Annotated in this window: 14 protein-coding genes and 1 pseudogene; 5 read left to right on the top strand and 10 right to left on the bottom strand. The window is 39.8% G+C overall.

Annotated elements, in window-relative coordinates; translation table 11 throughout:
- Positions 1-11: 11 nt before the first annotated feature.
- The 6 genes from A4R26_RS19220 to A4R26_RS19195 form a co-directional block, all read right to left on the bottom strand.
- Positions 12-995, bottom strand: a complete 984-nt coding sequence (locus A4R26_RS19220; protein WP_081166709.1) for a glycosyltransferase — start codon at positions 993-995, stop codon at positions 12-14.
- Positions 996-1106: 111 nt separating this feature from the next.
- A complete protein-coding gene (locus A4R26_RS19215) occupies positions 1107-3353 on the bottom strand; it encodes a DUF6020 family protein (RefSeq protein ID WP_133054733.1) in 2247 nt (748 codons plus the stop codon).
- Positions 3354-3689: 336 nt separating this feature from the next.
- Complete coding sequence (locus A4R26_RS19210; RefSeq protein WP_081166702.1) at positions 3690-4406, bottom strand: glycosyltransferase family 2 protein; 717 nt, start codon at positions 4404-4406, stop codon at positions 3690-3692.
- A 326-nt stretch (positions 4407-4732) separates the two neighbouring features.
- Positions 4733-5080: a hypothetical protein gene (locus A4R26_RS19205; RefSeq protein WP_133054732.1), complete on the bottom strand. Its 348-nt coding sequence runs from the start codon at positions 5078-5080 to the stop codon at positions 4733-4735.
- Between the two features lie 19 nt (positions 5081-5099).
- Positions 5100-6227, bottom strand: coding sequence for a glycosyltransferase (locus A4R26_RS19200; protein ID WP_081166694.1), 1128 nt, complete (start codon positions 6225-6227; stop codon positions 5100-5102).
- Between the two features lie 102 nt (positions 6228-6329).
- Entirely contained in the window at positions 6330-7151 is an 822-nt protein-coding gene (locus tag A4R26_RS19195; RefSeq protein ID WP_081166690.1) for a glycosyltransferase, read from the bottom strand.
- Between the two features lie 460 nt (positions 7152-7611).
- On the opposite strand from A4R26_RS19195, the gene A4R26_RS19190 reads away from it, so the two are divergent.
- Positions 7612-8370: a sugar transferase gene (locus A4R26_RS19190; protein ID WP_081166686.1), complete on the top strand. Its 759-nt coding sequence runs from the start codon at positions 7612-7614 to the stop codon at positions 8368-8370.
- Positions 8371-8435: 65 nt separating this feature from the next.
- On the opposite strand, the gene A4R26_RS19185 is transcribed toward A4R26_RS19190, so the two are convergent.
- Positions 8436-8771 (bottom strand): magnesium chelatase subunit ChlI family protein, encoded by a 336-nt coding sequence (locus A4R26_RS19185; RefSeq protein ID WP_242674957.1) that lies wholly within the window; start codon positions 8769-8771, stop codon positions 8436-8438.
- 24 nt (positions 8772-8795) lie between these two features.
- A pseudogene (locus tag A4R26_RS35870) lies at positions 8796-8921 on the bottom strand (ATP-binding protein); the annotation flags it as partial.
- Between the two features lie 62 nt (positions 8922-8983).
- Here A4R26_RS35870 and A4R26_RS19180 point away from each other — a divergent pair.
- The 4 genes from A4R26_RS19180 (at position 8984) to A4R26_RS19165 (ending at position 11910) form a co-directional block, all read left to right on the top strand.
- Complete coding sequence (locus tag A4R26_RS19180; protein ID WP_081166683.1) at positions 8984-9358, top strand: helix-turn-helix transcriptional regulator; 375 nt, start codon at positions 8984-8986, stop codon at positions 9356-9358.
- A 136-nt stretch (positions 9359-9494) separates the two neighbouring features.
- On the top strand, positions 9495-10100 hold the full coding sequence (locus tag A4R26_RS19175) for a hypothetical protein (RefSeq protein WP_081166679.1): 606 nt from the start codon (positions 9495-9497) through the stop codon (positions 10098-10100).
- A gap of 5 nt (positions 10101-10105) precedes the next feature.
- Positions 10106-11410, top strand: a complete 1305-nt coding sequence (gene dprA / locus A4R26_RS19170; RefSeq protein WP_081166674.1) for a DNA-processing protein DprA — start codon at positions 10106-10108, stop codon at positions 11408-11410.
- Positions 11401-11910, top strand: coding sequence for an HAD family hydrolase (locus A4R26_RS19165; protein ID WP_081166670.1), 510 nt, complete (start codon positions 11401-11403; stop codon positions 11908-11910). Before dprA ends, A4R26_RS19165 begins: the two co-directional genes overlap by 10 nt.
- Before the next feature lie 108 nt (positions 11911-12018).
- Here A4R26_RS19165 and A4R26_RS19160 read toward each other — a convergent pair whose 3' ends face one another.
- Together A4R26_RS19160 and A4R26_RS19155 are read right to left on the bottom strand one after the other, a co-directional pair.
- A complete protein-coding gene (locus tag A4R26_RS19160; protein ID WP_081166667.1) occupies positions 12019-13239 on the bottom strand; it encodes an AlbA family DNA-binding domain-containing protein in 1221 nt (406 codons plus the stop codon).
- Between the two features lie 47 nt (positions 13240-13286).
- A partial coding sequence (locus A4R26_RS19155) for a hypothetical protein (protein WP_207625787.1) occupies positions 13287-14075 on the bottom strand: 789 nt, incomplete at its 5' end.

Below are 14075 nucleotides of genomic sequence, written 5' to 3'. Positions count from 1 at the left end.
GTATCATCCATTTATTTTTTATATGCCAGTTTCAGGGCATCAAGCTTTTGATTCATTACTTCCTGCTGTTTGGATATAGCTTTTATATCATTCATCAGTTCATTGATCTTTCCGTTGGTTTCAGTGGAAGATTTCTCGAGCGTTAACTGACCTGCCTCAATCTTTTTCAGGAAATCTGTCGCCAGAAACTTAAAAGTGGCATTCTCATTTTGCACTTCGGTAAGCCTGGTATTTGCCATTTCCAGCTCTTCCCTTGAACGATTGAGATCCCTGGTCATTTTCTCAATATATTCGTTGAGTTCATGGGTGTATTTTCTAAGATTATCCATTTCCTCTAACAGCATCTCATTTGTAAACCAGGTTCTGCCCCATAAATGTACAGCAATGGTGTGTGACGGGTAAGTATTTACTTCCTTCAATAAATAAACCTTATCAACCGGAATTGGATAAAAGACCTCCTTTTCATATAACATAATGTTATTCAGTAATTGGCGACCATATTCTTTCAGGCCGTATTGGGTTTTGAGAATATTGGTCACCAAATGAGGCGAGGACAGGTTCGCCTGTTCGGTTCCATCAAACCGGCTAAGCAGGTTTTGTTCGCATTCGTTAACAAAAGGATGATTGGGTGTACTTCCCATGATTGCATTATTCACCCAGAAATCGGCCGATCCTGTGTTCCCTGACTCAAAGCCCAAAAAGCATTCATGTGATAACAACTGATTCAATGGTCGCAAAACTTTCATATCTGTGTCAAGATATATACCTCCTTCGCTACGAAGAGCATATAACCTGACGTAGTTACTGATATTCGCCCAATTGTTATGCTTAATCGCCTTTTGAATGTAAGGCAATGACATTGGGGCATTGGATTCATCCCATCTTTTAATTATCCAATCGGAGTGAAGAGATTTCCATTCGGCAATCAAATTCTTATAATTATCAGGTATCTCTGATCCGCCGAACCAGCAGTAATGAATTATTTTTGGTAACATCAGTTTTTATTAGAATAAAAAATTTGTATTACTAGCACAAGCATGCCCTACCTAAAGCGGCCTTTCAGTATGCTTTCGTCATAGCCTTCAACCAGGTCAATTTTTAACAATTCATTTTTTATCGTGTTTAAATTTTTTCTCTGCCATAATGTTTGATATAGACAGTAACCAGATAATTCCAAATATCATCGGCACATAATATACGTATCTGAAGTTTTGAAGGGTCATGGAAAGCAACAACGAAATATTGGTTCCTATTACAGGAATAAAGAATAACAGGAACCGTTTACTTCTTTTTGCCATCGGTAACATTAACAGTAAAATCAAAAAATTATAAACCCCCGCACGCCATAAAACGGGGTCTGCTATGCTTGCCGAGTATTCCAGATACTTTTCAATGATTTTCTTTAAAAAATTTGGATTTGCTGAAAGACCAAATTTATTCTCATCGAGATCATGATGATACCGGTAATTGAACGATCCGTTTGCTTCAAAAACATTCCATACTATTTCTGTGCCATTTAGTCGGTCCCTTACAACTAAATATGGATTTTTAGCTAATGTGTTAAGATAAAGCTGCAGTACTTTTCCCGTAGACATTTCTGCCAAATTCTTTACAAAAGGCCTGTTGGTAAAGAACAGGTATTCGTCAGCAGAGAAAGGCCGGTAATGGCTTCTCCAGATGGAATCAGGTAGAATTTTGCTCATTTCCTGTACTGTTTCATTAGCCAGTTTGCCGTTGTAGAACTTTACTGCGGCAATTCCATGAATTGGCGCCACTAATTTTATCGAAGGTGGATTGGGTATAACGCGTTCAGGGGAGGATATATAAAGAAAGTACCCGGCCATTACTGCAATAGAAATTGACAAACTGACAAGTATTCGTTTGTTTTTGGTTTTGAAATATAATACCATCAGGCCGATAACAGCTAAAATGTAAACTGGAATACCATTGTGTCTGAACAATCCCGCTGCCACTAACGCGCAGGTTATTTCGAGCCAGCTGGTTTTCTTATTCAGATAATTTTCGTCAGTTACAATTTTAGCCAAAACGCATGTTAACCAAACCAGGGAAATGGCAAAGGGAATATCTTTCCAAAGGGTAACCGCCATTACTCCGTTGGCAGGTATCAATGCAATACCTAATGCGATCCATTTCAGCCATTTAACTGGTAGTCCTTTCTTCGCCAGCATTAACAGGAAGGCCGATAAAACGGTTGCCATAAAAACGATCTGCGCCAGCGCTATCGATGCAGGGCTTTTATAAATGGTTATAAACAGCTTGTTAAAAAGGGTGTGAAAGACCGGGTGCCAGTTATTCAGTGGTATAAAATGGGTTGCCTGGGCCCATTGATCAAGAGAATCTGCCGACATGACTGCGGGAAAGAAAGCGATAAAATATACCAACCAGCATGCCACCATAATACCCATGAATGTGAAGAAAAGCTTTACAGGGTTTATTGATCGTGCCTGTACAACGGATTCTTTTTGGCCTATCTTTTTTCTTATAATTTCCGTAGCATGTAAAAAGGCAATACTCATTAATGTCAGCCAGGCACTGAATAATATGAAATATGAGATTTTGTGAATAAGCTGTTTAACGGGATATACGGCCAGGAACAACTGATGTCCTACAAAAGCGAAGCTGCCATAGATGACTACAAGCGGAAAAAAGACCTTCTCCCATGTGGTAAGATTGTTCAGATAATCTTTATATGCAATCTTCCGGATCAAAATATAACCGCCGATACTAAATGTAAGCACCAATAACTTACCTGTTGTGTCCAAAAAGAAATGATCCGTTAGTATAAATGCAAATAGGGAAAGCGGAAAAAGTAACAACGCATAATTGCTTTTTAACTGAGCAAAGGCAAGACAAACAAACGAGCATGCGAATAAAGCTAAAAAAGATATTATGCTAATTGGGGTAGCATATGCCTCATTAAATTTTTTTACGATCGGAAACGTTGAACTACCGGTATATGTGTAGCTGCCTGCCGGACCTTCTCTGAAAAGATCAACTATCGTCGTATTGCTCCCATCTTCGATCTTTACCTTGCCCGACCATGAATGACTTATGAATTCAATTTCATACTTTCCGGAGTTTCTGATTTTTATTTCCTGGGTGGCAGGCTGGTCTCTGGCCGAAAGGATATAATTGTAATTTTTTTCCCAGCCTTTGGCCAGTGATATGGCATTCAGGCTTTGTTGTGTTTCACTGTTGTTTATACTGGTGATCCAAACCTCGGGCGCCCTCGCACTGTCATTCTTTTCGCCAAGGGCCGTTACCTTTACATAGCCAACATACGGGGAGCTTGTAAAAGGATTGACACTTCTGGGAGCTGCAATCCAAACCATGGCAGTAAATATCACGGAGGCCAAAGAAAGCAGGATGACCTGCTTCCTATTATGCAACCTTAAAAGCATACGGCCTGTTATTATATAGCAACAAGTAAACGCAACAATCCCTGTTACACAGTTCATCAGTGTGCTTAAGTCGTAATACAATTTAAGTAACAATAACAGGTACACTGCCAATAGCAGCGAAATAAACAATCTAATTATGGTTTTAGATGCAGAGGACATTATATTTATGGGGTTGTTTGCCGATGAAAAATGGTATACCGTTACAATTACCTGGCAGGGGACCTTTATTGTTCGTCAGGTTGTATAATTAAATTCGCCTTTGCATTGTTATAATTTAAACAATCCATATTTTAAAATGCAGAAAATGGCGCGGAACCCATCTTTCCAGTTTATTTTTTTCCCTTCTGCATAGGTTCGGCCGTAATAAGAAATGCCAACTTCGTATATTTTAATATCTGGTATCCTGGATATCTTAGCCGTGACTTCCGGTTCAAAACCGAACCTGCGTTCTCTCAATTGAATATTTTTAAGAATGGATGACCTGAAAAGTTTGTAACAGGTTTCCATATCGGTAAGGTTCTGATTGGTAAACATGTTTGAAAGCGCTGTAAGAAATTTGTTTCCTATTGTATGCCAGAAGAACAGAATCCTGTGGGGAGACCCGCCCATGAATCGCGATCCATACACTACATCGGCCGATGCTTTGAACACCGGTCTTATAAGCCTGTTATATTCTTCGGGGTCGTATTCAAGATCGGCATCCTGGATAATAATATAATCTCCGGTGGCATTGGCAATGCCTGTATGAAGAGCGGCGCCTTTACCTTTATTTATTTCATGTTTATAATATGATATCTTCAGGTCGGGGTTGTTTTGGATATAGGATAGTATTGATTCATCTGTATTATCAGTAGAGCAGTCGTTAACAATTATTATCTCTTTGGATATTTCGTTGATCAGCGTGGTAGCTTTGATTCTGTTTAAAATAAGATGTATGGTCTTTCCTTCATTATAAGCAGGGATAATGACTGATAACGTTTTCATTAATATTATTTTGATTTTATTTGCCAGTGGCGGTTAACGTAATTTCTGGTGTATCAGCGGAACGGCCTTCAGGCAAACAATGCCATAGCAACGAGCCCATCGCTATCAATGAGTTGATGCGAAAGGTTTCTTTTTGAAAAATAAATAAAGGTGAAAAAAGAATGCTTAATATCAGGCCTACAAGTTCAAATGTAAACTTGCAACAATGGATTCGATTACTTAATAACACTGTTAGATAATGGAAGTTAACAAGAGAAGCTAAATATTGGAAATATCCGCTACGTGAAAAGAACATATTTTTTAATTAAGACAAGGGCTAACGAAAGCTATTTTCTTTTTAATTTCTCTTTTATCGTACCAAAAAAACTTCTGTTTTCATAAGTCCTTTTATACCAGTCTATCTCGTTTTGCAACTTGCTTATATCTCCAAGTAATTTATTGATCAGTTGCCTGTTGCCCTCGGCCGTTTCCTGAAACTGCTGGGTATTGGCTTCAAACATGCTGATGGCGAGTTCTTTTTTCTGCAATAGTTGTTTCAACTCTTCAATTTCTGCAGCCTGCTCTTTTATGGTCTCTTTCTTTTCTGTGAGCTCAAGTTCAATAAAGGTTCTGATATGGTCCAGTTGCTGTTTGATCATATCATGACTCATCACCCCGTTGAGTTGCTTCTCCATGGTTGTATACAAATTTTTATTAAGCATTTACGAGGGCAGGCTTCAAATATTTATCGTTTTCAATATGATTGCCCCCGTATAAATCCTTATACCGGGCAAAGGTATGATTTACATTAAATGACTCTTTTCCGTGCATGGCAGAATATTCTCCCATAATGTTGAGCATGCTGCTGTTGTTAAAGTATTGCAACAATTTGACTATCGCTTCAGCATGATGTTTAAACAGGTCGCCGTTCAAACATGATTTTACAAGGTCACGGTTCCCTACGCTGTCTGTAAGAAGTACTGGTTTTTTAAGAGCGAGGGCTTCCAGAACCGCATATGGCAAACCCTCGAAATTGGCGGTAGACAAATATACGTTAGCAGCGGAAATAAGGCGGGCTACTTCTTCGCCAGATTGCCAGCCAGTGATCGTTATATTGGAAGAAGTTAATAATTCTCTTTCAGGACCATCGCCAATCCAGATAAACTGGAATTGTTTGAACTCTTCGAAGTATTTGGCAATGCTGTTGAAGAGAGCGGGGTTCTTTTGATTGATAATGCGTCCGCTGGTTACAATACGGAATTTCTTGCTGGAAGGCTCCATATCAAAACCACTTACGCGGTCGAAAGGAATGCCGTTATTGATAGTGATAGACCGGATGCCGATCTTTTCATACTCCTCCTGTTCAGATGGGGAGCAGGTAACTACCTGACCGCCAAAGCCATAACCGAGGCGTTCCAGTTGTTTGTACAGGAAATTCGAAAATTTGCTGGTACCTACCAGGAAGGGAGCGCCGTTGGGAGTATATATTACATTGTTGATGCCCAGTAATTTACATACAAGGCGACCAATGAATCCACTTTTTGAAGAGTGCAGGTGAACGGCATCGATCTTATGTTGTTTCTTCAGCCTTTTTAAGATGCGGTATAATTCCCAGAAAGCCGACCAGTCCTTAACAAGGGAAATGCTTCGTTGTGCTGAATGCCAGCGAACGAAACGTGCATTGGTTCGGGCAAACTTTTTTCTTATATCAGTAAAACTTGTTACATGAGCTCTTTCTCCATGCACAATAATATGCTCATCTTCAGGCAGGTTCTCAACCAGCGATTTTACAAAAACTACGATCCCACCCGCAAAAGCCTCCGCCACATGTACAATTTTCATAATAAATGGATTTAATGGTAATCAGCAAATTTGCAATACTATAACGGAACTTATACTAAATAAATTCCTGATATTGATCATATGGCATTAATTAGTACCGGATTATACACCGTATAATGACTTTTTTATGGAAAAAATGATATTATATGGTATAATAAGCAACAATCTCAACTTAACAACTCCCAAATAACGTAAAACCCTGTTTCTTCCGTATTCCTGCACCACTTTAATACGACTTTTAAGCTGTTTCCTCCTGGAAGTCAGCGAAATACCTTTGTGGTTTATTTCGCATGTAACCAGATATTCGGGAATGATAGCCGTTTCGCCCTGTTGCAAGAAGCGGTAAAAAAAGCCGTAGTCTTCTGCATCGGGGTAGGTGTCAGGATAAAGCTTATTGTCTTTCATCGCATCGCACCGCCACATTACGGTAGGATGGATGAAAATATTTCTAAAATGCATACCCCTTTTTATCTTTTTATGCCGGGTAGGAGTAATATACCGGTAAGCCACATTTGAAACATGATCTTTAAAAATGCACCAACTGCCTACCAGGCCGACCGACGGGTGCGCTTTTAAAAATGCTACCTGTTTATAGAACCGGTCGTCCGAACAGGTATCGCCGCAATCGATCCGGGCAATAAAAGCTGCATTGTTTTGCTTTTTTATCCACTCCAGGCCGGAGTTTAATGCAACTGTAATGCCTTTATTACAAGGCAATTGTATTATTTCAACAGAAATATCGCGTGAAATTTCCCTGTATATATCTTCCAGGCCAACAGGCTGTCTGCTACCATCATCAACAATTACCACTGTATATTTATCTGCATCATAGTGAACGCTTTTAAGCGAATGAAGCAGCCCCGGTAAGTTATTGTAGAAGGGTATTAAAAGATAAAAATCAATTGTTGGGGGATAAGATCTCATTTTCTAATTAACGGTTATGCGAAATCTAACCTTTAAAACAGTGGTTTTTAAATAATAGTGCAAATGTAAATGCATTTTCAAACATTTAGGTCTTAATGGAGTGCAAAAATGCCTTAAAACGTTGCTTCAGCCCCACTGTAAAAAATAATAAAGTGTTTAAAGTGGCAATAACCGTGCTGTTTTAGCCCATAAGCGCGTTGATTTGAACAAAATTCGTGAATGTCAAATGTTTACTAAAAAGTGAAAATTATTTTAAACCTTTTTTGGTGCAACCTTTCTTAAGTTTGCATTGTCAATGGATGGGTTTTATAATTTTTAAACATTTGTTTTAACTTTTAGTTATTAAGGGTTTAGGCGATTTTGATGTTTTAGATGTTAAAATGTAGTAAATACAGAGCGTAAGTACTAATACGGCATTAAATTCGTTTACGAAATCCTGGAAGAACCAAATACCTGTGCTATGATCGAGCAACCTGAAAATTTAGTTTATAAGAGAGTAAAGTTTTTTACCGAGCATCCACCTTCACTCAGGCTCTATTTAGAGCGGAAGCAGGGATACTTCGTTGCAAAGCGGTGTTTTGATATTGTGACCTCGTTAATGATCATTACACTGGTGTTATCATGGTTACTCCCCATCTTAATGGTTCTGATAAAACTTGACTCAAGAGGACCGGTATTCTTCAAACAGAAACGGGTAGGGTTCCTTGGCCGTGTGTTCTGGTGTTATAAGCTGCGTACTATGTACATTAATAGGGATGCAGATGTTCGCCAGGCCACTGATAATGATCCCCGCATCACAAGGGTCGGTATGTTCCTGCGTGTTACCGGTTTGGATGAATTCCCTCAGTTCTTTAATGTGTTAATGGGACAAATGAGCATTGTAGGCCCCCGCCCACATATGAATGCCGACTGTAATAAATTCGCCAATGCGGTTAATGGATATAAATTCAGAAACCTCGTAAAACCCGGTATCACAGGGTTGGCACAGATCAAAGGCTATCGCGGTCCTACAAAGGATTTTGAAAGCATTTTTCATCGCTACCAGTTCGATGCTTTTTATGTTCGTAATGCAAACTTCTGGTTAGATATTCGCATTGTACGTAAGACCGGCGCCCAGATCATAGGTGAAGTTTTCAACCGGATCTTTAAAGGAAAAACGCAACAGAACACACCTGCAGAAGAGTGGAACACACCTTCTTATAAAACGATACAGAACTAATTTAAATAGTTCGCAACGATTGCCTGCCCATTTCTATTCTTTGCCCCAGATCTTAACCGAACCGCTCACGCTCCCCAACCATCTCTGTCAAGATTCCTGTACGTTATAGCTTCCGCCACATGTTCCGGTAAAATGGTTTCACTTGCAGCCAAATCGGCAATTGTGCGGCTTACCTTCAATATACGGTCATAAGCACGGGCCGATAAATTGAGCTTGTGCATAGCCGTTTTTAATAAAGTTTGTCCCGCCATATCAAGCACACATACTTGTTTTAACAGCTTACTACTCATTTGCGCATTGCAATAAACGCCTGCATTGTTTTTATACCGCTGGGTTTGCAGATCACGGGCATTGATAACTCTAATACGGATTTCTTCTGAAGATTCCGCATTCTTTTGCATACTCAGATCACTAAATGGAACCGGCGTAACTTCAACATGCAGGTCTATACGATCGAGCAGCGGCCCCGATATTTTGTTCAGGTATTTGTGAACGGCGCCCGGCGCACAGGTGCACTCTTTTTCGGGATGATTATAGAAGCCGCAGGGGCATTGATGCGTTGCCTTTTTCCCGGCTCGAACGGAGCGTGGAGAAGCCCCTGAATGTCAGCGTTATGCCTGATCCGGATACGCTCGGCTATCACTTGCGCGCCCGCCGCCTGAAGCTCGGACTGCTGCAGAAGGACGTTGCCCAGCGTATCGGCACCACCGAACAAACCATTACCAACTGGGAGATGACAGGGCACGAACCGCAAATCAAGTACTATCCGAAGATTATCGAGTTTTTAGGCTTTTTCCCGTGGGAGATCAATGCCAGTACACTTGGCGGCAAAATCAAGAAATACCGGTATATGCACGGCTTGACCCAAAGCGCATTGGCGAGGCGCCTGGGGATCGATCACGGAACCCTTATCGACTGCGAAGGCAATAAGACGAAACCAAGGCGGCGTATTTTGGAAAAGCTGGAACCAGTGCTGGTGACGGCATAGGACTCCTAACGGATAGCCTATACTCGCTGCATACCCGTATTTTTTACGGTTTTTTTATCTCGGAGTAGTAATTTTTATTGCCTGCGGTGTTTTGCGTATAGGGAACGCCATTTTCTCACCCCTTAAAAAATATCTAATGATTAGCTTGTTAACCGAATGGAAGTATAGAACCCTCGGACTGCATGGCGCCTGGCATCTGTGTTATTACGTTTCGGCGGAACGGCAGACGAATGGAACGTTGCCCTATTATGTAATACAATTCAAGGATAATAACCAGCAATGGGTTCATAAATGGTGCAACTGGGCTTCAACCGTATTGTCAGGAACCGATATCAACTTTGATTGCATTATCAGGGCGCTCGGCAGCAGGGAACTGCGGCCGTCAGGCCAAAAAGCGTTGGACAAACTGGGAACAGTATTGGCGAAGCAGCTAAACTGTGAATACTCGCCAACGATTCTTGCCAAACATAGGGAAACGCCACCGATGCACACCATAAGAACGCGCGATGAGCGGAGGCAAATGATGGAAAATGTTTATTTTGTAGCAAATCAGGAAAAGGATCTGAACAATAAGAATGTCTTGATCCTTGATGACGTAACTACAAGCAATACAACCATTTCTGCTATATTGGAGGTGTTAAAACAGCAATGGCCCCACGGTCGCTATTATTTTTTCTGCCTAGGGAAAACGGAATACGATGGCGCATTGAATGAATCGATAAATTTGAGTCACTTTAACTAGATAGCATGGGACAGAAGATAAGCGTGCAGAATATAGTTTCCTTGTTGCAACTGCCGAAAGTGGGCAGGAAAACGGCTTTGAAATTACTGACGGCTTTGGATCATAGCGTTTCGGACAAGCAAGACTTGATCGACTATGTGAAGGAACAAGCGGGCAGCATGAGACTCCCAGAGTATTCTGCTGCGGCTTATGACCTTGCATTTGGCCATGCTGAACAGATTTTGGAACAATCAGAAAAAGCTGGCATATCCGTAATTAGTGTCCTCGATGAAGATTACCCGAAGCAGCTTCGCGAAACGCCGGATCCTCCCGTTACATTGAGCTACAAGGGAAATATCAAGGTCTTATCGGAGAAGCCGAACATTGCAGTTATCGGAACGCGGGAGCCCACTGACTTCGGAGTGAAGATAGGAGAACGGCTCGGCGAAGTCTTTGCCTCGCACAAATTCAATGTGGTTTCAGGGCTTGCGTTAGGGTGCGATACAGCCGGCCATGTGGGTGCGCTTAAGGGCAATGGAACAACGGCGGCTGTTCTGGCTCACGGACTCGATCATATCTATCCTAAGGAAAATAAGGAATTGGCGCAGACGATCGTAGACAAAAACGGAGTGTTGGTTTCCGAATATTTTGTCAAACAACGGCCAATGGCTAACTATTTCGTGGATCGCGACAGGATTCAAGCGGGGTTATCGCAATCCGTTGTTATCGTTGAAACCGACGTGAAGGGCGGAACAATGCATACCGCAAAGTATTGCAACGAATACAATCGGAAATTGGTTTGCTTCAATCACCCGCAGCAATATCGATCTGAACCGAAGGTGCAGGGCAATCAAATGCTTATCAGGGAAGGGAAGGCCTTGCCGGTTTATTCAAAGGATGAGATCGATATCCTCATGTTTATCCTGCTGAATGATTTTACAGATATAAACGGATCAGAAGCGACATATTTCTATCCTGACTTGTTGGGTGTCATTTGTACTGACGGGGAATCCAAGCATAATGTAATAGAAGGCAAAACCTACAGTGATTTCGACGACACCGCCATAGTCTTAGCATCCCACATAAAAGAATATTTGAACGATATAAGTGTTGCTAGTTCAATTGACGGAAAATGGCAGCGTTCAGACTCAATTGGCTATGCGGATTTTATCAGCGGATTTGGAAAAAGGGACAATAAGTTGTATTTGCAGCTCTATGATCATATCTATCATGGGCTGAAAAAGCATGTTGATGAAATCCCAGCGAATGGTAATGCAGAAAAGAAAGAACAATCCAACACGGATACCAAACAAGGCAGCTTATGGGAGTAGTGTTCGACTTGGATCAAACGTTAATTGATTCATCAATTGCAGAATCTCATCGCACCAATAGAAACTGGTCGGACGTATATCAATTAATACCCCAGTTCTCGCTTTATCCAGGCATTATTGAGGCAATCGCCTACTTAGAAGCTCATACCGTTCCATTTTGCATTGTGACTTCAAGTCCGGGTACGTATTGCGATCGGGTAATAGCCCATTGGAATATTAACTGTAATCAGAAGGTCTGCTATCACGATACCGCGCGACGAAAGCCGCATCCTGATCCCATCATTAAAGCAATTTCGATGATGAAGGCTACTCCAGAATCAACATTGTCTTTGGGTGATCGGAATATCGATATCCAGGCTTCACATGCCGCAGGAGTAAAATCAGTTGCCTGCTTATGGGGAGCTGCGGATCCAGATTCGCTTATTCAGCTTTCGCCGTCATTTGTTGCGCAGCAACCCGACGAATTGATACCTCTTTTTAAACAGTTCTTTACAAATTGAGAAAAGTGACCAGAATACTCAAAACCCATATAAAATATATGGGTTTTTATATAGCACCATTTGGCATGTTAATAAAATACGTTGAAAAATGACAAAGTGTTAGTTGAATCATTTTTTTGGCGGCAGCTTTATAAAGGTTTCTATTGAAGGACATGATTTTTCTCCTGCTGTTTGCCATAATATATCAAAAGCTGGCTTTAACTCACCGAATATCTCATCTTTGCTTAAGGGAAATGTATTTAATACAATTGGAGGAAAGAATAAATTGTCCTTATTGTATGTAATTGGATAAGTGACATCCCCTACTGTCCGTAGGTAAGCAGCCTTTATATCTAAGATACTTACGAAAAGCATAATAGGCGGTTCAACCTGTAATTTCTTAAATGCTTCTGTAATATTCGGAATACCCTGTAATAAGTTTGTAATAAATACATGACCTTCGAATATTTTCAAATTGGACGCCATAGTGCAGCACCTTTGCGAAAACATCTCAATAATACCATTTCTGAAGTATTGAATATGAGAAGTAACTAAATTTTGCCCTTGTTCGTGTTGATATGTGTATAAGCCATCAAAATTGAATTTCAGGTAATTACTGCTGTAATACTCTTCTTTTGGAACAGGATAGATGTTCTTAAGTTCAGTTAGTTTAATTAAATCATATTGCTTTTCATCAGCGAAACTATAGGGAATGAAATGTAAAAAATAACTACCTGCAGTCGCAATCATGGGCACTAAGGTAGTTTCTTGAATTTCTTTTATTCGGTTTAATCTAAATGAGCTGGCCCTTTCTTTTACCGACTGATTCATTAAAAATAATTGATTTAATTCAGAAGTTGACACTAGATAATTGCCAACCGAATTTCGTTTAAGAAATCTATTTGTACTTTCATGGGTTACCATTGAAGGCAATCCGTAATTTTTAGGTATTCCTATAATGAGTAATAATTTTTCTTGAACAAGAATAAACCTGGCCACTATCGTTGTGATTTTAGGATCTGTATGAGCACCAATTATTTGATAGATTAACTGAGAGAACTTGTCCTGATTTTCAATTTCTAGAGGAACGATTTTGCTAGGATAGCCAGTGTTTTTATTTTCGTTATCTTTTTTCTCTTCAATTCCATATATAATGCATCCTCCGTCCGTGTTATACATTCCGGAAACATCACCAATAAAATTAGTTCTGTTTTTAGCAGTGTCCTTTCCTGAATTTATATTTAGCTCCCTTTTGTAATCAAGTTCCTTGTTCTCTTTTATGCTATTGTTAATTAAGTTTTCAATATCTTCAGCAGTAATATCATTTATGTATTTTCCTTGCAGATACATTAAAGGCAATTTTAAGTTTTAGGTTTCTCTTTTTAAAAACACGTGCATTATTCAATAGTCAAATTTTCATCTATTTGGGTGATGTTTCCTTGGTCTTGTTGGGTTGCGATGTAATTTTGAAATTCAGTGTCTATCTTGTTTAGTACTGAAGGTAGAATGTAAACAAGTACATAAAAGTACCAAAGTGCGATAGCAATTAGAAGAAGAATGGCTAGAGAAGTAATGAAAAGCCCGAAGCGAAAATACGACAAGTTGTAAAAGTATATTGCGGTGGCGACTATTGCCTTAACGGTTAGATTAAAATCATTTTCAAGGTTTTCCTTGAGTTTGCTGCCTTCGGTCTCTGCCTTTTTCCACTCTTCTTCACTGATATTATTCTTCAGGTGATAATAGGCTTTAAGTAATACTGTTTCATTAAATTCAATAGGTAGCTGGAAGATTTCATTGTTATTCATTTTTTTGAAAAATGCTTTATAGTCCCTTTTTTTTACCTGATATTTTTTTATTTGCTTGATAAATTTTGAGCTTTTATGCAGCGTAGTGATTGTAAAAATAATTGAAGAAATATTTGCCAGTCCAATATGTACGATCGTAAATAAGATTATTGGTACCACAAAATGCCCTTGAATGAAGAAATCCAGCACTGCTTTGTAGTCGGTTATCGAAATCCATTCATACTTAAAAATGAATCTATTAAATATAAATGAAACAATACTGGCTGATAATAAGAGGTCAGTAAATCTTCGTATGGGCTTGCTGATTGAGTTCCCGTTAAGATAACTCTCAATAAACGAATAAAAGAAAGGCATAAACAGATCTGAGTTTGGTCTAATTGG

The organism is Niastella populi (genome assembly GCF_002078015.1).
Lineage (GTDB): Bacteria > Bacteroidota > Bacteroidia > Chitinophagales > Chitinophagaceae > Niastella > Niastella populi.
Note: the sequence above shows the minus strand (reverse complement) of the source record. Positions and strands in the feature narration are given on the sequence as shown.

Bases quoted from the DNA above. Each gene is read 5' to 3' on its own strand.
- A4R26_RS19205 (WP_133054732.1), bottom strand. From the start codon at position 5,080: ATGGAGAAGCAACTCAACGGGGTGATGAGTCATGATATGATCAAACAG.
- A4R26_RS19215 (WP_133054733.1), bottom strand. From the start codon at position 3,353: ATGGTTTGGATTGCAGCTCCCAGAAGTGTCAATCCTTTTACAAGCTCC.
- A4R26_RS19195 (WP_081166690.1), bottom strand. From the start codon at position 7,151: ATGAGATCTTATCCCCCAACAATTGATTTTTATCTTTTAATACCCTTC.
- A4R26_RS19200 (WP_081166694.1), bottom strand. From the start codon at position 6,227: ATGAAAATTGTACATGTGGCGGAGGCTTTTGCGGGTGGGATCGTAGTT.
- A4R26_RS19190 (WP_081166686.1), top strand. From the start codon at position 7,612: ATGATCGAGCAACCTGAAAATTTAGTTTATAAGAGAGTAAAGTTTTTT.
- A4R26_RS19210 (WP_081166702.1), bottom strand. From the start codon at position 4,406: ATGAAAACGTTATCAGTCATTATCCCTGCTTATAATGAAGGAAAGACC.
- A4R26_RS19175 (WP_081166679.1), top strand. From the start codon at position 9,495: ATGATTAGCTTGTTAACCGAATGGAAGTATAGAACCCTCGGACTGCAT.
- A4R26_RS19185 (WP_242674957.1), bottom strand. From the start codon at position 8,771: ATGCAAAAGAATGCGGAATCTTCAGAAGAAATCCGTATTAGAGTTATC.
- dprA (WP_081166674.1), top strand. From the start codon at position 10,106: ATGGGACAGAAGATAAGCGTGCAGAATATAGTTTCCTTGTTGCAACTG.
- A4R26_RS19180 (WP_081166683.1), top strand. From the start codon at position 8,984: ATGCCTGATCCGGATACGCTCGGCTATCACTTGCGCGCCCGCCGCCTG.
- A4R26_RS19160 (WP_081166667.1), bottom strand. From the start codon at position 13,239: ATGTATCTGCAAGGAAAATACATAAATGATATTACTGCTGAAGATATT.
- A4R26_RS19220 (WP_081166709.1), bottom strand. From the start codon at position 995: ATGTTACCAAAAATAATTCATTACTGCTGGTTCGGCGGATCAGAGATA.
- A4R26_RS19165 (WP_081166670.1), top strand. From the start codon at position 11,401: ATGGGAGTAGTGTTCGACTTGGATCAAACGTTAATTGATTCATCAATT.